Origin of the sequence: Spirosoma sp. 48-14 (assembly GCF_001898575.1) — a bacterium.
Taxonomy (GTDB): Bacteria; Bacteroidota; Bacteroidia; order Cytophagales; family Spirosomataceae; genus Spirosoma.
In genome coordinates, this window is sequence record NZ_MKUD01000058.1 from 41,110 (window position 1) to 62,834 (window position 21,725).

The window sequence follows — 21,725 nt, forward strand, 5'->3', positions numbered from 1 at the left end:
AAACTACCAAATCAATCAACGATTCTACTTAGCGGCCAATAATTCATTCTGACGTCGGATTCGGCCCGACAGACTCCGAACGATACTCCGTAATATTTCGCCCCGCTCTTCCATCAGATCGTAGAAATCGTCCTGATCGATTCGCAGCAGCCGCACATCAGTCACAGCTTCGACCGTAGCCGAACGCGCTTCGGTATCCAGCAGAGCCAATTCGCCGAAGAAATCACCCCGCCCAAAACGAGCCAGTTCCGTTTCGCCATCTAATACAACCACCTCGCCCGTATAGATCACGTACATGCCTGTTCCGAGATCGCCTTTATGAAAAACAGGTTCACTGGCCGAGTATTGTTCCTCTTTCATAATGGGCGTGATACTCGCCAGAACATTTTCGGGGGTATCGGCAAATAGCCGGGTTTGCGACAAAAGCAGCACCCGGTCATAGGCGGCAATCTGTTCGGCCGAATTCGTTGAATGACTCATAAGCAGAGGAGATAGGGCAGTAAATCGAGTCTGAAGGGATTCTCGGGCAACCAGGGCTTTGTCGGCAGGCATGTTGCGTAACACCTCACTGATTGTCCAGGCCGAAAAGGTCGTTTCGCCTTTTCGGAGAATAAAAGCCTGAATCGACTCGGCCCCTTCAAATGGTTCCAGTTCTTTATCCAGAATCGCTACCTTTTCAGGCCGTGGCAGATCGTCGACCAGAACCTGTAATGTCTGATACGTAGCTCGGGGAATCAGGTTATCCAGCATTTCAAGGGCATTGGCACGACGTTCACGCGCTGGATGCCCGATGCCCATACGGGCTCCGGCAATGGTTTCCGAATCGTACAGTTGAGTCAGTATATCAAACAGCCGCTGAAGCAGTACCGATAGTTCGTAATCAAGCGTTTTAGCCAGATCCGGTTCGGTCATACTGCCATGCAGTAACCGTTGGGCCAGCAAAATCTCTTCCTGCATCAACGCTTTGAATACGGCATCATCGGCTGGTTCGTTCGGGAAACGGCGTAACGCCCGCAAGGCCGCCCCCCGAATCAACAGATCCGTTTCCTGCGCCAAACTGTTCAGCAACTGGCGACTTTCGGGCGTATTGATACTCCCACTAAGAGCGGCTATCCGTTGGGTAGTCAGTCGATCGGAGCTTGACCGACGAACCCGTTTCAAGGCAGGAATCAGGTCGGGGCCCTGCGCTTTGAGCGATTGGACCACAATACGACCGATGGTTTCGTCGGTCAGATGTTGCAGCAAATACTGTGTAAGTGCTTCGCTGTTCAAACGACCAGCGGTCAAAAGAGCCATTTTGGCAATAACTGGATGCGGACTCGCCAAACGCTCTCTGACGGTAGACGCAAACTCATTCAGTCGTAACGCTCCAATCAGATTCAGGGCTATTTCCTGATGCGCCGGGTCCGTATCACTGGCAAGTCGGGCAAGGCTATGCTGAGCGGCTGTATCATGCGGATTCAGCTCCAGAACGCCTTTTACAGCTCCCTGCCGAATATTAATGTCAGTATGATTAACCAACGGAGCCAGTTCAGCCGCTTCAACATTGATCCGACGTCCCAGCAGATAAGCTGCCTGCTGACGGAGCGTTGGTTCGGGATCGGCCAGAGCAATGTGCATAAGCTGACGCGTAGGTGCAGGCTGGTTGGAATGGGCTAATGTAGCCAGCGTTCGTCGTCGTATGGCAGGCTCAGCATGGGTTAACAGGGCCGGAATATGTGCCGTCAGTTCAGTAGGTTTATGCTGATCAAGCCAGCTTATGGCTGTTAGTACATCATCGGTACGGGCGCTTTTCAATTGATCGACCAGACTTTTCTGCGCTACTGTTGGCATTGCCAGTTGGTCACGCTCCAGAAAGCGACGGCCAATAGCATCGTTCAGTTCGAGCAGATACCGCGTATAGGTGTGGCGCAATAACCAGACCGCTCCCGCCAACAAAGCAATCCAGATCAACGACCCTCTCGATTCGAGGGTTGTGTGCAATACAAACAGGACCAGGCCAGCAAACCCCAGACCGATTGGTTCATATAGTCCTTTCGCCAGCGTATGTCCTTTTAGGCGCTGGGGTGGTAGCAGCGGTTGAAACAATACCAGAAAAACAGGGTCGAACAACGCTCGACGTGCTACTTCAAACAGCAAATACAGCGCACAGAAATACACCAGCAATACGGTTTCTGTAGCTGCCATCATCCGCAGAATGGTTAACCCGGCCAGTCCAGCCAAAGCAACCCAGGGCAACACCAGCAAGGAACGCTGAACCCCGAATCGATCAAGTACCTTTCGCGACATAATCAGTTTGACAAGCATGGCAATGCCATAGGTCAGAGCCAAGACATAGCTCACATACCGAATTACATCGGTCTGATCATGAAAGCGATGCTTTACATTGATGAAAAAGTTATACTCGATTTCGGTTGCTACCGATGCCAGAATCGCCAGACTCAGGCACATATAAAAAATCAGCTCGCTCCCGCCAAATCGTTTACCAATCAATCGGGATGGCTCTCGCCCTACAGCCCGGTCCGACTTGTGCGGAGCATGGACATCGTGCGATTGAATGGTTAGGCGCAACACGTACAGCGAGGCCATAAACGCCCCAAAAGCAACCAGCAATAACCGCAATACATCGGCATGTGCGTGTACCAGAGCAGCCAGAATGGCCCCCAGCGCTTTGGCAGGCATATCGCCCGAGCTAATCACCCCAAACAGTCGCTTACTCTGCCTGGTATCGAACACCACCGCCGATACGCCCCAGAATTCAAGATTGGTCAGTAGATAAATGACCCGGTAGCCCGTCATAATCGCTACCGCAGCCGCTACCGAATGCCCAACGACTACCAAAACGCCGACGACTATGGTCATAACAACTGCCGACAACAGTACACGGGCAGCCAGCGTTTGCAGCGTCAGGTGATGTTCGTAGTAGGCATAGATCCGCCCCACTACGATCATAGCAGTTGCCGAAGCCAGGTAAGCAATCGGCAAACTCGTTTCGGGATGGTTTTCAAGCAGGATGGCATTAGCCGCTACATAGATCAGGATGGTGCCAATACCCAGCAGGAAATTGTGTATAAAAAATAACCCTACCGTTCGTCCTTCCTCGGGCCGGATGCCCAGCATACGCTGCCATCGTTGCGTTGAAGGAGGGAGTGGATACGTAGCGTCTGCACCAACAGTCATAAGCAAGCAAACTAGGCGATTTATGGCCAAATATACGCATCAGTCCACCACATGCTGCCAATACGCTATCAGAATCAGTAAGCCAGAAAGCTTCTTGACGCATTTTGCCGCCAATACATTAAGCCATTTTTAATGCAGGATTAACAACAGGTTAATCTATTATCGCGATCCTTGTCATGATTTCTCCATGAGTACAACAGTTTATCATGCCTGGCAACATAATATTGAGCCTGAGTATAACAACTCAATATTTAGTCAGGTAGCGATTTGAATTTAGTGAACAATGCCAGTTGCCCTGTTGATTTGTCCGTTATCTACCGACAATTGACAAATCAGGTGTTTAGCCATTCCGTAAAAAAAGCCACTCCGCTGGGGTGGCTTTTTTACAGATACAATCTCCACAAAATGTGTTTATATTCATGTCAACTAAAATTCATTTACATCTGTTTTATGTACAAGCGCGTCTTTCTCAAAATCATAGGATAAAAACCATAAAATTTGGGTCAAGTGTGTAACCGATACACTACCTTTGCAGGTCAAAACAACGACGCGTCCCCGTCATGGATCAGTATTCATATATTGCCAACTCTGATGCCGCTTACGTCGATCAACTCTATCAGTCTTATAAGCAAGACCCTCAATCAGTTGATGAAAGCTGGCAACAATTTTTCAAAGGATTTGAATTTTCATTAACCTACGGCGAAACAGCCGGAGCGAGTAAGTCAAACGGCACCCCATCGAACGGTATCTCGGCTAATGGAAACGGACAGGCTACAGCCAGTAAACCTGTCGACGCATCGCATGCCGAAAAAGAGGTTTCGGTAGCCAGTCTGATTAAAGCCTACCGCTCACGTGGACACCTGCTGGCAAAAACGAATCCACTTAGAGAACGAAAAGACCGGCAACCCCGCGTCGATTTACCCGATTACGCCCTTTCTGAAGCCGATCTGGATACTGTATTCGAATCAGGTAAACTACTCGGCATTGGGCCCGCTACGCTACGGGTCATCATGGATTCGCTACGGAAAATTTACGCAGGCGAAATCGGTTTCGAGTATATGTACATCCGTGAGCTGGATGTTAAAAACTGGTTGCGGAATAAAATCGAAAAGGAAGCGCTCGTTTTTGAACCCACACTCGACGAGAAAAAACGGATTCTTGAGAAACTCAATGAAGCCACTGTTTTTGAAAATTTCTTAGCCACCAAATATTTAGGCCAGAAACGCTTTTCGCTCGAAGGGGGCGAAGTAACGATTCCAGCGCTCGATACCATCATCAGCCAGGCCGCCAACATGGGCGTTGAGGAAGTGATGATTGGTATGGCGCACCGGGGTCGTTTGAACGTACTGGCCAACATCCTGGGTAAATCCTACGAATCCATTTTTGATGGGTTTGAAGGCAACGTACCCGAGCAGGTTCATGGCGATGGCGACGTAAAATATCACCTCGGCTATTCAAGCCTGACCGAAACCAAATCGGGCAAGCAGATCAGTGTGAAACTGGCCCCTAACCCATCGCACCTCGAAGCGGTAAACCCTGTTGTCGAAGGGTTCGTCCGGGCACAGGCCGACGAAGAGTACAAGGGCGATTTCACCAAAATTCTGCCGATACTGATCCATGGCGATGCCGCTGTGGCGGGTCAGGGCATTGTCTATGAGGTTACTCAGATGGCTAAACTAGCGGGTTACCAAACCGGCGGTACTGTCCACTTTGTGATCAACAACCAGATCGGCTTTACCACTGATTTCGACGATGCCCGTTCGTCGATCTACTGCTCCGACGTAGCCAAAATCGTGGATGCACCAATCTTCCACGTAAATGGCGACGACCCGGAAGCGGTTATTTTCTGCGCCAAACTGGCCGTTGAGTTCCGAGAGAAATTCAACCGGGATGTATTTATCGACATGGTCTGCTATCGTCGCTACGGACACAACGAATCCGATGAGCCGAAGTTTACGCAGCCAACGATGTATAACATCATCGACAAGCACGCCAATCCACGCGAAATCTACAAAGAACTGCTCATCAAGCGGGGCGATGTAGATGCCGAACTGGCGCAGCGGATGGATACCGAATTTAAGAAACAATTGCAGGACCGGCTGGACCGCGTAAAGCAAAAAGCCGAAATCCCCTATAAACCCCTTCGACTGGACCGTGACTGGGCCGAGTTACGTTTCAGCGAGCCTGCCGATTTCGAAAAATCACCCGAAACTGGTGTTTCGGCCGATGTACTCAACACGATTGGGCAAGCACTGGTTAAATTACCTGAAGGCTTTAAGCCGCTGAAGCAGATCGATAAGCTGCTGAAAGATCGGCAGGCTATGCTGAACGACACCAAAACCGTGAACTGGGGCACAGCCGAATTACTGGCTTATGGGTCCATCCTGCTCGACGGAAAGCCAGTCCGGTTGAGTGGACAGGATGTTCAGCGGGGTACGTTCTCACACCGCCACGCGGTGTTGCACGATGCCGAAACCAATCAGACCTACTCGTCGCTCGACTTCATCAAAGAAGGGCAGCCGAAGTTTCAGATTTACAACTCGCTGCTGTCTGAATATGGCGTACTTGGCTTTGAGTATGGCTATGCGATGGCTACCCCGAATGCACTTGTCATCTGGGAAGCGCAGTTTGGCGATTTCTCAAACGGCGCTCAGTTGATTATCGACCAGTTCATTGCGGCTGGCGAATCGAAATGGGGTATTCAGAACGGGGTTGTGATGTTACTGCCACACGGTTACGAAGGCCAGGGACCGGAGCACTCCAACGCCCGGCCAGAGCGCTATCTGCAATTGTATGCCGAATACAATATGACGGTAGCCAACATTACTACACCAGCCAATCTGTTCCACGCTATGCGTCGTCAGTTAGCCTGGTCGTTCCGTAAGCCACTGGCCATCATGTCACCCAAGTCGCTGCTTCGTCATCCGAAGTGCATTTCTCCGCTCGAAGACCTGACCAAAGGCTCATTCCAGGAGATCATTGACGATAGCTATGCGCAGGCCAAAAAGGTAAAACGCGTACTCTTCTGCACGGGTAAAGTGTATTACGACCTGCTCGAAAAACAACAGGCCGATCAACGTGACGATGTGGCCATTGTTCGTCTGGAGCAACTGGCTCCGCTGCCTAAAACGCAACTGGATACCATCCTGGAGAAGTATAAAAAGGCGGAGAAATTCTGGGTGCAGGAAGAACCCGAAAATATGGGTTACTGGACGTACTTATTGCGTGTAGGTGTACATTTGCCAATCATTTCGCGCAAGGCTGCGGCTTCTCCCGCAACCGGTTATCCAAAAATTCATACTCAGGAACAAGCCGATATCGTTCGGAGAGCGTTTGAATAAACATCCGGGTTTCGGTTTACAGTTTACGGTTGTCGGTTATCCCATTCGATACGACTAAGCTGTAAACCGAAAGCCGAAAACTGAAAACTACAGAAAAATGGCCGTTGACATGAAAATCCCTCCCGTGGGGGAATCGATTACCGAAGTAACTGTTGGCACCTGGTACAAAAAAGAAGGTGACCATGTAAAGATGGACGAGGTACTTTGCGGCCTCGACTCTGATAAAGCCACATTTGAACTAACGGCCGAAGCCGATGGCATTCTGCACATCCTGGCTCAGGAAGGTGATGTGCTTCCAATTGGTGCCAGTATTTGTACCATCGACGATGGCGGTAGTGCCCCAGCGGCAACACCAGCGCCCGAAGCTAAAGCCGAAGCGCCAAAGCCAGCCGAACAACCTGCACCTGTTGCAGCATCGGCCCCGGTAGCCGTTGCCGAACCCGCCAAACCAGCGACTACCAGCGCTCAGGTAATTGAGGTTAAAGTTCCGGCCGTTGGCGAATCCGTTACCGAAGTAACGATTGCGTCTTGGAGCAAAAAAGACGGCGATTCCGTCGCACTTGATGAAGTATTGTGCGAGCTCGAATCCGATAAAGCAACCTTCGAACTTCCTGCCGAAGCAGCCGGAACCCTACGCATTGTAGCGCAGGCCGGTGAAACGCTGCCTATTGGTGCAGTAATTGCCAAACTAGAAGTGGGTGCGGGAGCCACGGCACCAGCAGCGCCTGCCAATACGCCTACTCCGCAGCCAGCCGCTACCGAAGCACCTGCCTCAAACGGGCAGAATGGCTATGCCGCTCATTACCCATCACCAGCAGCCGCTAAAATTCTGGACGAAAAAGGCGTTAATGCACAAGCGGTTCAGGGTACAGGCGTTGGCGGACGGATTACAAAAGAAGATGCTCAAAAAGCAACGCCAGCTCCGGCACAGCCAGCTACGCCAACCCCAGCACCAGCACCAGCTCAGCCAGCCGCATCAAAGCCAGCCACTCCGGCTCCGGCCCCAGCACCTGTAGCAACAGGTGGTAGCCGTAATCAACGTCGCGAAAAAATGACTTCGCTGCGTCGGACGATTGCCCGGCGGCTGGTAGCGGTTAAAAATGAAACGGCTATGCTGACTACCTTCAACGAGGTAGACATGAAGCCGATCATGGACCTGCGGAACAAATACAAAGATAAATTCAAGGAGAAACAGGGTGTAGGGCTTGGCTTTATGTCGTTCTTCACGAAAGCGGTTTGTATTGCGCTGAAAGACTTCCCAGCCGTAAACGCGCAGATCGACGGCGAACAGATCGTTTATAACGATTTCTGTGATATTTCGGTAGCTGTTTCGACCGAGCGCGGTCTGGTGGTGCCGGTTATTCGGAATGCCGAACAGCTAAGTTTTGCCGGTATCGAGAAAGAAATTATTCGCCTGGCAGGTCTGGCCCGCGACAATAAGCTGACCATTGAGCAAATGACGGGCGGTACGTTCACCATCACCAATGGCGGTGTATTTGGCTCGATGCTGTCGACCCCGATCATCAATGCTCCTCAGTCGGCCATTCTGGGGATGCACAACATTGTTGAACGGCCTGTGGTTGTCGACGGTCAGATTGTCATCCGGCCCATCATGTATCTGGCATTGTCGTACGACCACCGGATCATCGACGGCAAAGAGTCGGTGAGCTTCCTGGTTCGCGTGAAGCAAATCCTGGAAGATCCTTCCCGAATTCTATTCGATATGTAATTCATACGTTGCTTGCTAAAAAGCAGCACGAAATTTTTAACTCCGCGAAAGGCTGGGCGCCCCGTCCAAAACTTTCGCGGAGTTTTGTTTTCTAGGTATTTGCTTCGTTCTAATGATCGTTTTATGATCAGGTAAGTTTGTATATTTGATCAGCCACTAACGATTCCAATCATGACAGGCATTGTATTCCCGATTCCTTTTGAGCCTGGCGTTGACATGTTCGAGCAGATGCGACACATGACAGCCGACGAGTTCTACTACTTCTGTCAGGAAAATGCTGATTATAAATTCGAGCGTGATGCGACCGGTAACATATTACCTATGGGACAAACAGGGGGCGAAACAGGAATTCGCAACAGTGAATTAACAACCGATTTAACGATATGGAATCGATCTACTAGCCTTGGACTCGTCTTCGATTCATCGACCGGGTTCAATTTGCCTAATGGGGCTACACGTAGTCCTGATGTTGCCTGGGTGAGCCACGATCAATGGAACCGAATCTCGCCCGATGAGCGAAAGAAATTTCCACCGCTTTGCCCCGAATTTGTCGTTGAGTTGCTAAGCGAATCGGATACTCTCAAAGGAACCGCCGACAAGATGCGGGAATACATGGACAATGGATGCCGATTAGCCTGGATGATTGACCCTAAAACGGAGGAAGTGCGCATTTACCGGGCCGATGGATCGGTTAGCGTTGTACACGGTTTCGATACTAATCTGTCCGGCGAGGAGGTATTGCCCGGCTTTTCATTCAACCTACAATTATTGCGCTAATTGCTAACCTTCCTCCACATAGTCCATATCTTTCGTGAATGTCTCATCAAGGAACGAGAGAGCGATCAAGGCAACAACAATGGTTAAAACACCGACGGTTAAAGCACTGTAGACGGTTCCTAATGATGGCTTCAACTGGACAAAAATGGCACTTAGCGGAATGGTGGCCGCCCGTACAAAATTCGGAATTGTAGTGGCTACGGTAGCCCGAAGATTGGTGCCGAAGAGTTCGGCCGCAATGGTCACGAATAAGGTCCAGTAGCCATTCGCAAAGCCCAGACAAACACAGACCGCATAAAATAACGTCAGACGGCTGATGGGGGCCAACAGATACACCAGGATAAAGACGAAGGAAACCAGCATAAACAGCCGAATTACTTTTTTGCGGCTCCGCAACGACTGGCTCAGAAAACCACTGACCAGATCGCCCAACACCTGTCCCGAAAAACTCAGCATCACAGCCTTACCTGCAATAACGGGTTCAGTAAGTCCAATTGCTTTTCCTAACTCAGGGGAGAAGGTAATCAGGATACCAACTACAAACCAGATGGGTAACCCAACCAGAATGCATTGAAGGTACTTATTCCGACGGACCTTATCGCCAAACAAGGTTTGCACACTCCCTCGGGCGATAGCTCGCTGACTGGTTTTGACGAACAAGCCCGATTCCAGCACATTAAACCGCAGAATAAGCAACAGCAGTCCCAAACCACCACCGATGAAATAAGAGATGCGCCAGTCGAACAGATCGGCCATGAAATAGGCCAGAATAGCCCCCAGAACGCCCATCGTCGCCACAAGCGTAGTTCCGTACCCCCGAATTTCTTTCGGTAAAATCTCCGTCACAAGCGTTATACCAGCCCCTAACTCCCCGGCCAGGCCGATACCGGCAATAAACCGAAGCAGCACATACTGGTTTAGTGAGGTTACAAATCCATTGGCAATGTTGGCAAGTGAATACAACAGAATGGAGCCAAACAGCACCGAAAGCCGCCCTCTCCGGTCACCCAGAATTCCCCAAAAGATTCCTCCAATCAGCAAGCCTGCCGTCTGTGTGTTTAAGAGTAACAACCCATCCCCCAATAGCCGGTCGCCATCGACACCAAGTGCTTTCAGGCTGGGAACCCGTACAACACTGAACAGGAACAGGTCATACATATCCACCAGATAACCTAGCGCAGCCACCAGTACCGGAATTTGCAAAAGTTGACTTAGTACCGAGCGATTGGTTTTAATGGGTTCAGGCGTAATGAGAGGCTTCATACGGAAAGAGTTTTGTCTTCCCAGCGAAGGAAGTGTCTTAAACTGTCCTTACCTATTAATTAGGACGATTTAAGACACTTCCTTCGCTGGGAAGACAGAAGAGAGTTACACTTTTTCGGGCACCACAAACGGAGCGCGGTACTTACGGGTAAGCATCTGATTGGCTTCTTTATCGCCAACGAATACTTCATTTTTCGGGTCAAAATGCAGGGTTCGGCCTAAGCGGTAAGAGATGTTACCAAGATGTGCGATACCCGAAGCGAGGTGTGCCGTTTCGACAGGGCCATTCTGCTTCGACTTATCCCGCGAGCGTACACAGTCAATAAAATTGGCGTAATGATCGCCACCTGCTTTTCGGGCGGGGCCGGGCGTGCGTTCCTTGCCTAAGAAGGTTTTGTAATCGTCATAGCCATTAATGACCATGTAGCCTTTGTCGCCGTAGAACAGGTTACCAATTTCCACGCCGTCTTCTTTATTGGTCATCCAGGGACGTACCTCAAACTGAATCACTTTGCCCTGTGACGGATATTTATAGACGGACGTAAGGGTTTCGGGCGTTTCCTTGCAGTCGTTCCAGAGGAATTTGCCGCCAGACGATGTAATCTCTTCGGGGAATCCTACATCCAGACCCCACATGCAAAGATCCGTTTCGTGAATGCCCTGATTACCAATGTCGCCATTACCGTAATCCCAGAACCAGTGCCAGTTGTAGTGAACGTAGTTTTTGCTGAACTCTTTTTCCTGGGCAGGACCTTGCCACAGATTCCAGTTCAGCTCGGCTGGAACCGGCGATTTGCCCAGATCACCAATGCTTGGACGCCATTTAAATACCAATCCTCTAGCCATATAGACCTTACCGATCAGGCCATCCCGCAGGTGTTTGATGGCTTCCTGAATAGCCTCCGAGCTTCGTAGTTGTACGCCATGCTGCACAATTCGGTTGTAACGAGTGGCGGCTTCGACCAGTTTACGACCTTCATGAAGGTTATGAGCTCCGGGCTTTTCGACGTACACATCCTTGCCAGCCTGACACGCCCAGATAGCCGCCAGTGCATGCCAGTGGTTCGGGGTAGCAATGCTTACGGCGTCGATATTCTTATCGTCGTAAACCTGCCTTAAATCGCCGATGGTCTGCACTTTCCGGTTGTATTTCTTTTCAAAATCCGCAGCCCGCTCCTGAAGTACGTTGCTGTCGACATCACAAAGCGTAACGACTTCAACATCTTTCAGCTTCGAAAATCCCTGAATGTGATCTTTCCCACGGCCATTGACTCCAATAACGGCAACCCGTACCCGGTCGTTAGCCCCAAACGCGTGAGCCGGAATGTAAGTTGGTAAGCCGAAGGCAGCTATGGAACCTACGGCAGCCGATTTAATAAATTTCCTACGAGATTCGTTTTGACTCTCCATGTATAATTTTAGGATTTAGACGTTCCGAACGTTTGCATACCGTTCAATTCCTTTTGTCTATCGTAATACGTTAATGGGCTTAAATACGACTATAGCAATCCGGCGAATCTGCGATGAGTTTCAGGATATAAAGAGGGGCGACACGGTAAACTAATCGAAAAACCAGCAACTGATTCTCAAAATCTTATAAACGTGGCAATGTCATACCGCCATCTACCATAATGACCTGGCCTGTCGAATACGGGAAGTCGCCACGAGCCAGCGAAGCAACGGCACGCCCAACGTCGTCGGGAAGGCCCCATCGCTTTTGCACACACAATCCATCGGCAATCAACTTATCATATTTGGCCGTAACACCCGCCGTCATATCGGTCTGAATAATCCCCGGCCGAACCTCATAGACCGGAATATCGAACTCACCAAGCCGGGCGGCAAAGAGTTGAGTAGCCATGCTCAATCCAGCTTTCGCGACACAATATTCTCCCCGGTTGACGGAAGCGACGGTAGCCGAAACCGACGAAATGGTAATGATTCGGGCCACAAAGTCAGGATTATCCCTTTTTTGCTCGATCATCCAGTTGGCAGCCCCCTGCGTCAGGAAGTAAGCTCCCTGTAAGTTGGTCGATACAACGTACTCAAAACTTTCTTCCGTGGCTTCCAGAATATCCCGACGCTCTTTGGGCGCAACACCAGCATTGTTCACCAGCACGTTCAATCGACCGAAATGTGCCTTTATCTTCTCCAGCATGGCCAGTCGATCTTCGCGCGATGCAATATCGCCAGGGCAATAAATCACGTCTGCGCCCAGCGCCCGCAGGTTATCCAGTACATCAGTCACCAAGGTTTCGGGCCTAACCCCGTTGATTGCCAGATCGAAGCCTGCCTTTGCCAGATGTTCGGCAATACCATACCCAATGCCCCGGCTTCCTCCTGTTATAAGTGCAGTTCGTTTCATTCTCAGTGATATCCAGTGATGTCGGGTTCTCAAACCCGACACTTATTTGATACATGTCGGGTTTGAGAACGGCTGCGGCCGACCGCCCGACATCACGTTACAGGCTGTCTTTTATGGCTTTAAGCTGTTCGGCTTCGGGGCTTTTTTTGTAGAGTGTGTCCAGCGGATAGCAGCCCGAAATAAGGCCGTTACGCGGGGCGGTGGTACAGTCGGAGAATGTGCGGCAAATATGATTTCGGACCAACGACCGGCCCGCCAGCATGTCGGCAGGCATAGTCGGATACGATAACACCATTCGCCCGAATCCGATGCTATCGGCCATATTGTGCCGCAACACATACTGCGCCACGTTGGGCAACCACTCCTGCAAATAGGAATAACCGGAGCCGATAATCACTAATTCTGGGAAAGCCTGTTTCAGTTCATGGGTTACGTCGATTTGCCGTTTTACACCCAGCAGCGGGTCTTCGGGCGGTAAATAACCATCAGAAGGAGGAAACAAAGCAGGGCGCATCAGATGCGGATTATAATACGGACTTCCTCCAGTAATGCACACCAGTTGCACACCGAGCGATTCGGCCAGTGCCAGAAAAGCTTTGGTTTCGGTCAGGTCAGGGCCCAGACCATCGGCTGTACCACCAAACGCAAATGGATACTCTTCGGCCGATTCGGGAATACCTGTACCCGTTGGCCCTTTTTTGAACGGCAGCATATCGAAAGCACTCAACCGGATACCGATTTCCAGACCCGGTGCCGCCTGCCGAATACCTGCCACAATGTTTCGCAAATAGCGCGTTCGATTGTCAAAAGAACCACCATACCGCCCCTCGCGACTGACCGCACTCAGGAACTCATGGCCCAAATAACCATGGCAGTGTTTGATATCAACAAAGTCGAAGCCCGCTTTTTGGGCCAGTACAGCCGCTGCAATGTATTGTTCGATGATCTGGTCAATAGCTTCGTCGGTCAGTACTGGATAATCGGGCGTCATCCCGAACTTACTGTTCAGAAATGGGTGGCTATACAGAATCTTCGACTCAAAGGCTTTGTGGCTTTTTGGTTTGCAGAATCGCCCGGAATGCGTCAGTTGCAGGCCAATTAGCAGATCGTCGGTGTTTCCAAAGGCTTCGGTATGGTCCTTAAGGAGCTGTTGACGCAAATCGACAAAGTCCGAAAACGTTTCGGTGTTCAGCACCAGTTGATTCGGATTGGCTTTTCCAGCATGACAGACCGCTACGGCTTCACAACCAAACAGTAATTTAGCACCGCTGATGGCAAATTTCTTCCAGCGATTTCGGGTAAAATCGGTAGGTCGCCCGTCCGTTGTTCCATCCCAGCCTTCCATCGGTAAAATGCACAGGCTATTACCAATCGTTTTGCCCGACTTTAAGTGAATCGGCCGATTGAATGGACTTTCAGCAGGCGGTAAAAGCGTATCGTCGAATGGTAACGCAATGTGATTCTTGTCCAGGTAGTTATGCAGGTCAGCAGCCGTTTTTAGCTGGGCCATGCGCGGGTAGGCGGGTTTATATTTCTCACTCATGGGCAGAGCAATCAGGCGATGCTGTTAAAGAAGGTATAGTACGGTTCGTTACGGATAATGCGTTGTACATATAGGGCAACTTCGCGGATGTGATAATCGCCCCACATGCTCGATTCTCCATTGGCAATTTTACTGCCGGGCGGCACATAGTCCCAGCCATTGGGCTGGTGATAGATCGAATGAAGCAACAAGCCCTGATGGGATGGATGGGTGCTTAAATACGGTTCGTCAAGTAGTGTGTTGAGCGTTGTCAAGCCAGCCTGATAGTAGCGTTTACCAGCTTCTTCATTACCCTTTTGTGTTAGATAGTTACCCAAACGCAATAAGCCCTGGGCTCCAATGGCGGCTGCCGTGCTATCGACCGGCTCATAGTCGTTATAGGGATCTGCCGGGCGGTTAAGGTAATCGCCCAGACGATGGAGATTAGGCGCTCCGGTGTCCCAATAGGGAATGCCGTCGGTAGGCGTGTTTTCAATAAAAAAATCGCAGGTAGCCGCTGCCGCTTTCAGCATATAGGCTTCGATAGTCGCTCGTCCGCCAAAAGGCTCTAATTCAGCATCGTTGCGGGTAGCAAGCCATTCCAGCTCTTCAGCAAAGCCACACATAGCCCAGGCCAATCCACGCGTCCAGGTCGTAAAGCCGGAATAACCCTGCTGGGAATTGGGGCAGCGGAAATTCCCATCTTTCACGTTGAATACACTTTCATGAGCCGTACGACCCCATACGTCGTATGAATCGCGCCCTTCACCGTAAAATACCGAATAATCGGCGGTGGCTTTTATGTGCTGTAAGGCTCGTTCCAGCAAGCTGATTTTCACATCGCCCTCCCCCTGAAACACATGACCAAGCGCATGGCTCAGGACCAGCGCCCGACAGGAACGAATGGTATCGACAAATAGTGAATGGGGGCCATTGAATGAACTGATAAAACCACCGTTTTTAACGGTAGTCCACCGACTGGCCTGAACAGCACCGGAGATTTTCAGGGCTAACTCATAAAAATTCTTTTCCCACTCGTTGTGCGGAATCCGGCCTTCCTGCATGAGTCGCAGCAAGTTACCGTAGGTGCTGACGTTATTGAACCCATGGTCATGCACACCAATATGACTAATGTGCGGAGCCATTACACTAAGGGTTTTCTGACGACCTATTTCCAGAAAATCAGTATCGTTGGTGGCATCGAACTGTAGAATGGCCGAGCCAAACTGAAAACCCTGTGTCCACTCAGTCCAGCCGCGTGTTGTGTATTTACCCGCCCAGGTGAAAACTGGAGAGCCTTTCGAAACGTCGTATTCCGCTTCAATCAGGCGTATTTTCTGGCCTGATAGTTCCCAGAATCGGTCAAGTTTTGCACTAAGGTCGGTGGGTTGTAGGGAATAATTAATCTGCATACAGTAAGGGAAACGAGGAGATTTCCGGTTTCCTTACTTAAAGAGCAGTTGATAGGACTACTACTTTATAATTAACAATAGACCACGGATTTTTATGATGAGAAAGATTTACGCAGATCTTAGTCATCATAAAAACCCGTGGTCCACACTTGGTAGGCTCAAAGCCGCTGTCTGTTTGGTTAGACGCGACTTTTACGCCTTGATCAAACTCACTCCACCCATTTCAGCCGGTTGCGGAATGCCCATCAATTGGAGAATGGTGGGGGCAATGTCGGCCAGTTTACCATCTTTCAGTTCAGGATGATAGTCTTTATCGACCAGAATACAGGGAACCAGGTTGGTTGTATGCGCAGTATTAGGCGTACCGTCGTCGTTAACCATGTACTCGGCATTACCGTGGTCGGCAATGATGATCGTGGTGTAGCCATGGGCAAGGGCCGCTTCCGTAACAGCCTGGGCACAAGCATCGGCCGTTTCGGCAGCCTTCACAACAGCGGAGAATACACCCGTATGCCCAACCATGTCGGTATTGGCAAAGTTGAGACAAATGAAGTCCGTTTCTTCTTTCTCCAGTTCAGGAATGATGGCGTTCCGAATATCGTAAGCGGCCATTTCCGGAATCTGATCGTAGGTTTTTACCGGAATAGTAATCTGTACACCCCGATCGTCCAGAATCGTCATTTCCTTAGGCGACGGGCATAGTAGCCGTTTTTCGCCCGCGAAAGGTTCTTCGCGCCCACCCGAGAAAAAGAATGTAACGTGCGGATACTTCTCGGTTTCGGCAATACGAATCTGCTTCCGACCTGCATCAGCAACTACCTCACCCAACGTTTTCGACAGGTTATCTTTATCAAAAATCACCTTGACATCCATAAACTCGCTGTCGTAATTGGTCATGGTGATGTAGTACAGCGGCAGTTTTTTCATGCCCTGCTCCGGAAAGTCTTTTTGCGTGAGTGCCTGCGTAATTTCCCGGCCACGGTCGGTGCGGAAATTGAAACAAAGGACCACATCCCCTTCTTCGATAACGGCTACCGGCGAACCATCTGGTTGAGATACAATAATCGGTTTGATAAACTCATCGGTGACGTCGGCATCATACGACTCCTGCAATGCTTTGGTGACGTCCGAAGCGGCTACTTTGGCGCCAACACCGTGTACCATCGCATCGTAAGCAACCTTTACCCGCTCCCAGCGGTTATCGCGGTCCATCGCGTAGTATCGCCCGACAACACTGGCGATCTGGCCCGTCGTTGCCGTCATATGAGCCTGCACATCGGAGATATACCCAATCCCGCCTTTCGGATCGGTATCGCGTCCGTCAGTAAAGGCATGAACAAACACCTTCGTCAGATCGTGGGCATGGGCGATAGACAATAATCCTTTGAGGTGATCGACGTGCGCATGAACGCCCCCATCCGAAACAAGCCCGATGAAATGCACCTGCTTATTGTTGGCTTTGGCATACGTCAGCGCATCGACCAGAACCGGCTCAGTATCAAGCGTATGTTCATCAACCGCCTTATTAACTTTTACCAGATCCTGATATACCACCCGACCTGCACCGAGGTTCATGTGACCCACTTCCGAATTACCCATCTGACCGGCAGGCAATCCAACCGCCAGCCCCGACGCTTCGAGTGTGCTATGCGGATATTTAGGATATAGTGAATTGATAAACGGCGTATGTGCGGCTTCGATAGCCGACACTTCGCGCTTCAGCGGAATACCCCATCCATCGAGAATGATGAGAATGACTTTTTTTTCCATTTTTTAATGAGTGAAAGAGCAAAAGAGTGAAAGAGCGAAAGGGTGAAATGCAGGTATAGGCTATTTTCACTCTTTCGCTCTTTCACTCTTTCGCTCATTAAGATTATGCTGTTGAATTAAATACGTAAGCAATTGTCGGCAGCAGCGCAGGCAAATCTGATACACCTCTTCGAAAACCTCAGGGCCTTCGTAATAGGGGTCCGGTACATCGGGATCGTTACTGACATCGGGATCGAATTCGCGCAATAGAAAGATCGTGTCAGTTGTATGCAGGCCGGTACTGCGGTAATTCAGCTTTTCGATGGTTTCGAGGTTTTTCTCGTCCATCGCTACAAAGTAGTTGAACTGCGCCAGGTCGTCGCCCGTCAGGCGACGGGCGCGGTGCGTAAGTGTGAGCCCGTGTTCGAGCGCATTCTCACGTGTTCGCAGGTCGGGCAACTGGCCAATATGATAGGATGATGTACCGGCCGAATCACAACTGATGTATTTTTCAAGCCCTTCTTCGGAGAGGAGCTGTCTGAATACCCCCTCCGCCACCGGCGACCGGCAGATGTTGCCTAAACAAACAAAGAGAACGGAGATCATACTGTAAAATGGATAATGCAAAATGAATGATGAATGGACAGCGAACCGCTCATTTTACAGTATTCATTTTGCATTGTCCATTACTTTTCAAGGGGTTCATTGTTCTCGTCCACGATGACGAACACGTCCTCGCCGGGTTTCTTCATCAGGTATTTCTCCCGGGCAAATTTTTCCCGAAGCTGATCATTTCCCAACAACTCCCGCCGTTCGGTTCGAACCGCTTCGATTTTCTCCTGATAAAACCGAACGTCCTCTTCCAGCACGTGGAGTTTCCACCAGTTTCGAATTTGCGTAGGTAAATCGTTGGCGTCGAAAAAGACCATCCATGCCAAAAGACCTACGCCCGTGGCAACGTAGAAATTACGAAAGTAGCGGAGGAGACGATTTAGCATGTCAAATGGATAATGGATAATGGATAATGAACGGAGCAACAGCCAGCCATTGTTCATTACCCATTATTCATTTTTCATTAAAACTTAAGTCCTGGGAAATAAGCGGTTTCGCCCAGTTCCTCTTCGATACGGAGTAACTGGTTGTATTTGGCCATCCGGTCGGAGCGCGAAGCCGAACCTGTTTTGATTTGGCCCGTATTCAAAGCAACAGCCAGATCAGCGATGGTAGCGTCTTCGGTTTCGCCCGAACGGTGCGACATGATATTTTTGTACGAATTGCGCTTCGCCAGATTTACGGTATCGATGGTTTCGGTCAACGAACCAATCTGGTTTACTTTTACCAGAATAGCATTGGCAATACCTTTATCGATACCCTCCTGTAAGCGAGTCACGTTGGTTACGAACAGGTCGTCGCCAACAAGCTGGGTTTTATTATCTTTCAACAGATCGGTTTGTGCTTTCCAGCCATCCCAATCGTCTTCGGCCATACCGTCCTCAATCGACAGAATCGGGTATTTGTTCACCCAATCTTTCCAGAAACCGGCCATTTCCGACGAAGTCAGTTTATCGCCCGTCGATTTTTTGAAGTGATACACACCGGCTTCGGCATCGTAGAATTCCGACGAAGCAGCGTCCATAGCAATCCAAACGTCTTCGCCTGGGCGGTAACCTGCCTTCTCAATAGCCTGAATAATCGTCTGGATGGCTTCTTCGTTCGATTTGATGTTAGGCGCAAAACCACCTTCATCACCAACGTTAGTAGCCAGGCCCATCTTTTTCAGAACGCCTTTCAACGTATGGAAAATTTCAGTTCCCATCCGCAGTGCTTCCGAGAAGCTGGGTGCGTTGGCAGGCATAACCATAAATTCCTGAAAATCAATCGAGTTGTCAGCATGCGAACCACCGTTCAGGATGTTCATCATCGGAACAGGCAGGGTGTTGGCATTTACGCCACCGATGTAGCGGTATAGCGGCAAACCTGCTTCCTGCGCAGCTGCTTTGGCGGCTGCCAGCGACACACCAAGGATGGCATTGGCTCCTAAACGGCCTTTGTTGGGCGTCCCATCCAGTTCGAGCATGATTCGGTCGATCATGCTTTGTTCAAAGATCGATATGCCAACCAGTTCAGGAAAAATCAGTTCATTAACATTCGAGACGGCTTTCAGGACACCTTTGCCCATATATACCTTTTTGTCGTCGTCGCGGAGTTCGACCGCTTCGTGGGTACCTGTCGATGCGCCCGAGGGTACAGCGGCCCGACCCAGAAAACCGTTTTCGGTACGAACGTCAACTTCAACAGTTGGGTTACCGCGTGAATCCAGAATTTGTCGGGCATGAATGCTTTGGATGGTACTCATTGGAGAGAATAAAAGGGGTTAACAACAAAATAGCTATCGGTCCGGCGATTCGGTAATCCGGCAGGCCGGTTTATCTGATTTGACGCACAGGCGCTTAGGCTTATGCACAAATCGAGCACAAAGTAACGAAATAGAGGGCAAAACTTCAGAACCAGAATCGGATTGGTTTGTTACTTAATGAATAATTGATGGTCTTTATAGTCCTGAAACAGAAGTTATCAGAAATTTTTGTCTATTTGTGCCCTCACAAGTACCACCAAACTAACCAGATCCTATGCGCGGGTTATTGTATTTTCTCCTGTTTTTATTAGTTGTATTTGGCGTGCTCTATGCCCTGACCGGATGGAGTTATAGCGACGGCGAACGGGCCGGAACCGTCTCGAAATTCAGTCGGCGAGGTTTCATCTTTAAAACCTATGAAGGCGTTTTGAACGTTGGCGGATTTTCCGGCGAAACGGGTTCGCTGACCCCACAATATTTTGATTTCTCAGTAAAAGATGAAGACGTAGCCAAGCAGATTACCGATGCCGTAAAAACGGGTCAGCGTGTGACGCTTCACTATGAAGAAAAGATCCTGAAATTCCCCTGGAATGGCGAAACCAAGTACTACATCACAGGGGTAGAAATAGTAGGACCACCCATGCGTCCATACGGCGATACGTCTGCGTATCCGGGTTATCAGCCGGGCCAGACACAACCGCAACCAGGACAGCCGCAAGCTGCCACGCAAGCGCCTGCAACATCCGACTCTATTCGCTAGTAGTTATCAATATATCAGCCAGCTAATTGCTTAATTATGTAGCAATTAGCTGGCTTTTACATCATTACTATACTCCTAAAAACCCTCGGATAAAAAGCCCCAACTATTTTCGAAAACCGTTTGGTAATCCGGCCATTTTTGGGTAATTTTATCTGTTTAAACAACCAGCTTAACATGGCAAAATCAGACATGGCGCAAGCCACAGCATCTGCTAATGACAGTAAACTAAAAGCCCTTCAAACCACCATTGAAAAACTGGACAAAGCCTTCGGCAAAGGTACCGTAATGCGCCTGAGCGAAAGCAAAGTTGTTGATGTTCCAGTTATTTCAACCGGCTCCTTAGGTCTCGATCTGGCTCTCGGTATCGGAGGTATGCCACGTGGCCGTATCGTTGAAATTTATGGGCCAGAATCATCTGGTAAAACCACGCTGACGATGCACTGCATCGCTGAAGCACAAAAAACGGGGGGCCTTGCTGCCTTCATCGATGCCGAACACGCATTCGACCGTGTGTATGCAGAGAAACTAGGTATCGACACCAAAAATCTGCTGATCTCACAACCCGATAATGGCGAACAAGCCCTCGAAATTGCCGAACACCTGATTAGTTCAGGCGCTATTGATATCTGCGTTATCGACTCCGTTGCCGCACTGGTTCCTAAAGCCGAAATCGAAGGCGAAATGGGCGAAAGCAAAATGGGTCTTCAGGCTCGTCTGATGTCGCAGGCGTTGCGGAAACTGACGGGTACTATCAATAAAACGGGCTGCTGCTGCATATTCATTAACCAGTTGCGCGAAAAAATCGGGGTGATGTTCGGTAACCCCGAAACAACCACGGGTGGTAACGCGCTGAAATTCTATTCGTCGGTTCGTCTGGACATCCGTCGGATTGGTCAGATCAAAGAAGGAGCCGATAATGTAGTAGGGAACCGCACCAAAGTGAAGGTGGTCAAAAACAAACTGGCCGCACCGTTCAAAGTTGTTGAATTCGACATTATGTACGGTCAGGGTATCTCGAAAGTTGGTGAAGTACTCGATTTGGCGGTTGAAATGGAGATCGTTAAAAAATCGGGTTCGTGGTTCTCATACGGAACCAACCGTCTGGCGCAAGGACGCGATGCCGTAAAAGAACTATTGCTCGACAATCCTGAGCTGATGGCAGAACTGGAAGGTAAAATCCGGGCGAAAATTGCCGAAGATCAGGATGCTCTGCTTGATCCTGTTCTTGAAGGCACCGATGCCGACGACGAAGGGTTGCTTGACGACTAATG

15 protein-coding genes are annotated in these 21,725 nt (G+C 49.9%); 5 read left to right on the forward strand and 10 right to left on the reverse strand.

The features are described from left to right. Window positions 1–24 precede the first annotated feature (24 nt). Window positions 25–3,180 carry a cyclic nucleotide-binding domain-containing protein gene (locus BGO59_RS24980; protein ID WP_293688010.1) on the reverse strand — a complete coding sequence of 1,052 codons (3,156 nt, stop codon included), beginning with the start codon at window positions 3,178–3,180 and terminating at the stop codon, window positions 25–27. A 560-nt stretch (window positions 3,181–3,740) separates the two neighbouring features. Between BGO59_RS24980 and BGO59_RS24985 the strand changes: the two genes are divergently transcribed. The 3 genes from BGO59_RS24985 to BGO59_RS24995 all read left to right on the forward strand — a co-directional run bounded on the left by BGO59_RS24985 (window position 3,741) and on the right by BGO59_RS24995 (window position 9,027). After that, window positions 3,741–6,521, forward strand: a complete 2,781-nt coding sequence (locus BGO59_RS24985) for a 2-oxoglutarate dehydrogenase E1 component (protein ID WP_293688013.1) — start codon at window positions 3,741–3,743, stop codon at window positions 6,519–6,521. Window positions 6,522–6,618: 97 nt separating this feature from the next. Beyond that, complete coding sequence (odhB, locus tag BGO59_RS24990; protein WP_293688015.1) at window positions 6,619–8,250, forward strand: 2-oxoglutarate dehydrogenase complex dihydrolipoyllysine-residue succinyltransferase; 1,632 nt, start codon at window positions 6,619–6,621, stop codon at window positions 8,248–8,250. A gap of 171 nt (window positions 8,251–8,421) precedes the next feature. Next, the gene (locus tag BGO59_RS24995) at window positions 8,422–9,027 is read left to right on the forward strand and encodes a Uma2 family endonuclease (RefSeq protein WP_293688018.1); all 606 of its coding nucleotides are present in this window, start codon (window positions 8,422–8,424) and stop codon (window positions 9,025–9,027) included. A 3-nt stretch (window positions 9,028–9,030) separates the two neighbouring features. Here BGO59_RS24995 and BGO59_RS25000 read toward each other — a convergent pair whose 3' ends face one another. The 9 genes from BGO59_RS25000 to eno all read right to left on the reverse strand — a co-directional run bounded on the left by BGO59_RS25000 (window position 9,031) and on the right by eno (window position 19,694). After that, entirely contained in the window at window positions 9,031–10,290 is a 1,260-nt protein-coding gene (locus BGO59_RS25000) for an MFS transporter (protein ID WP_293688021.1), read from the reverse strand. A gap of 105 nt (window positions 10,291–10,395) precedes the next feature. Beyond that, complete coding sequence (locus BGO59_RS25005; RefSeq protein WP_293688023.1) at window positions 10,396–11,700, reverse strand: Gfo/Idh/MocA family oxidoreductase; 1,305 nt, start codon at window positions 11,698–11,700, stop codon at window positions 10,396–10,398. A gap of 184 nt (window positions 11,701–11,884) precedes the next feature. Continuing rightward, entirely contained in the window at window positions 11,885–12,655 is a 771-nt protein-coding gene (locus BGO59_RS25010) for a 3-ketoacyl-ACP reductase (protein WP_293688026.1), read from the reverse strand. Window positions 12,656–12,752: 97 nt separating this feature from the next. Then, complete coding sequence (locus tag BGO59_RS25015; protein WP_293688028.1) at window positions 12,753–14,198, reverse strand: NADH:flavin oxidoreductase; 1,446 nt, start codon at window positions 14,196–14,198, stop codon at window positions 12,753–12,755. A gap of 11 nt (window positions 14,199–14,209) precedes the next feature. Next, window positions 14,210–15,589: a glycosyl hydrolase gene (locus tag BGO59_RS25020; protein WP_293688031.1), complete on the reverse strand. Its 1,380-nt coding sequence runs from the start codon at window positions 15,587–15,589 to the stop codon at window positions 14,210–14,212. 192 nt (window positions 15,590–15,781) lie between these two features. Further along, window positions 15,782–17,359: a 2,3-bisphosphoglycerate-independent phosphoglycerate mutase gene (gpmI, locus tag BGO59_RS25025; RefSeq protein ID WP_293688033.1), complete on the reverse strand. Its 1,578-nt coding sequence runs from the start codon at window positions 17,357–17,359 to the stop codon at window positions 15,782–15,784. A gap of 66 nt (window positions 17,360–17,425) precedes the next feature. Further along, complete coding sequence (locus BGO59_RS25030) at window positions 17,426–17,944, reverse strand: low molecular weight protein-tyrosine-phosphatase (RefSeq protein ID WP_293688036.1); 519 nt, start codon at window positions 17,942–17,944, stop codon at window positions 17,426–17,428. An 80-nt stretch (window positions 17,945–18,024) separates the two neighbouring features. After that, window positions 18,025–18,336: a septum formation initiator family protein gene (locus BGO59_RS25035; protein ID WP_293688038.1), complete on the reverse strand. Its 312-nt coding sequence runs from the start codon at window positions 18,334–18,336 to the stop codon at window positions 18,025–18,027. Between the two features lie 77 nt (window positions 18,337–18,413). Then, window positions 18,414–19,694, reverse strand: a complete 1,281-nt coding sequence (gene eno, locus BGO59_RS25040; RefSeq protein WP_020596542.1) for a phosphopyruvate hydratase — start codon at window positions 19,692–19,694, stop codon at window positions 18,414–18,416. Window positions 19,695–19,968: 274 nt separating this feature from the next. Between eno and BGO59_RS25045 the strand changes: the two genes are divergently transcribed. Together BGO59_RS25045 and recA are read left to right on the forward strand one after the other, a co-directional pair. After that, entirely contained in the window at window positions 19,969–20,454 is a 486-nt protein-coding gene (locus BGO59_RS25045) for a hypothetical protein (RefSeq protein WP_293688045.1), read from the forward strand. A gap of 174 nt (window positions 20,455–20,628) precedes the next feature. Further along, complete coding sequence (gene recA, locus BGO59_RS25050; RefSeq protein ID WP_293688048.1) at window positions 20,629–21,723, forward strand: recombinase RecA; 1,095 nt, start codon at window positions 20,629–20,631, stop codon at window positions 21,721–21,723. Window positions 21,724–21,725: the final 2 nt, after the last annotated feature.

Bases quoted from the DNA above. Each gene is read 5' to 3' on its own strand.
- gpmI (WP_293688033.1), bottom strand. From the start codon at position 17,359: ATGGAAAAAAAAGTCATTCTCATCATTCTCGATGGATGGGGTATTCCG.
- eno (WP_020596542.1), bottom strand. From the start codon at position 19,694: ATGAGTACCATCCAAAGCATTCATGCCCGACAAATTCTGGATTCACGC.
- odhB (WP_293688015.1), top strand. From the start codon at position 6,619: ATGGCCGTTGACATGAAAATCCCTCCCGTGGGGGAATCGATTACCGAA.
- BGO59_RS25000 (WP_293688021.1), bottom strand. From the start codon at position 10,290: ATGAAGCCTCTCATTACGCCTGAACCCATTAAAACCAATCGCTCGGTA.
- BGO59_RS25015 (WP_293688028.1), bottom strand. From the start codon at position 14,198: ATGAGTGAGAAATATAAACCCGCCTACCCGCGCATGGCCCAGCTAAAA.
- recA (WP_293688048.1), top strand. From the start codon at position 20,629: ATGGCAAAATCAGACATGGCGCAAGCCACAGCATCTGCTAATGACAGT.
- BGO59_RS25020 (WP_293688031.1), bottom strand. From the start codon at position 15,589: ATGCAGATTAATTATTCCCTACAACCCACCGACCTTAGTGCAAAACTT.
- BGO59_RS25045 (WP_293688045.1), top strand. From the start codon at position 19,969: ATGCGCGGGTTATTGTATTTTCTCCTGTTTTTATTAGTTGTATTTGGC.
- BGO59_RS25030 (WP_293688036.1), bottom strand. From the start codon at position 17,944: ATGATCTCCGTTCTCTTTGTTTGTTTAGGCAACATCTGCCGGTCGCCG.
- BGO59_RS25005 (WP_293688023.1), bottom strand. From the start codon at position 11,700: ATGGAGAGTCAAAACGAATCTCGTAGGAAATTTATTAAATCGGCTGCC.
- BGO59_RS24980 (WP_293688010.1), bottom strand. From the start codon at position 3,180: ATGACTGTTGGTGCAGACGCTACGTATCCACTCCCTCCTTCAACGCAA.
- BGO59_RS24995 (WP_293688018.1), top strand. From the start codon at position 8,422: ATGACAGGCATTGTATTCCCGATTCCTTTTGAGCCTGGCGTTGACATG.
- BGO59_RS24985 (WP_293688013.1), top strand. From the start codon at position 3,741: ATGGATCAGTATTCATATATTGCCAACTCTGATGCCGCTTACGTCGAT.
- BGO59_RS25035 (WP_293688038.1), bottom strand. From the start codon at position 18,336: ATGCTAAATCGTCTCCTCCGCTACTTTCGTAATTTCTACGTTGCCACG.
- BGO59_RS25010 (WP_293688026.1), bottom strand. From the start codon at position 12,655: ATGAAACGAACTGCACTTATAACAGGAGGAAGCCGGGGCATTGGGTAT.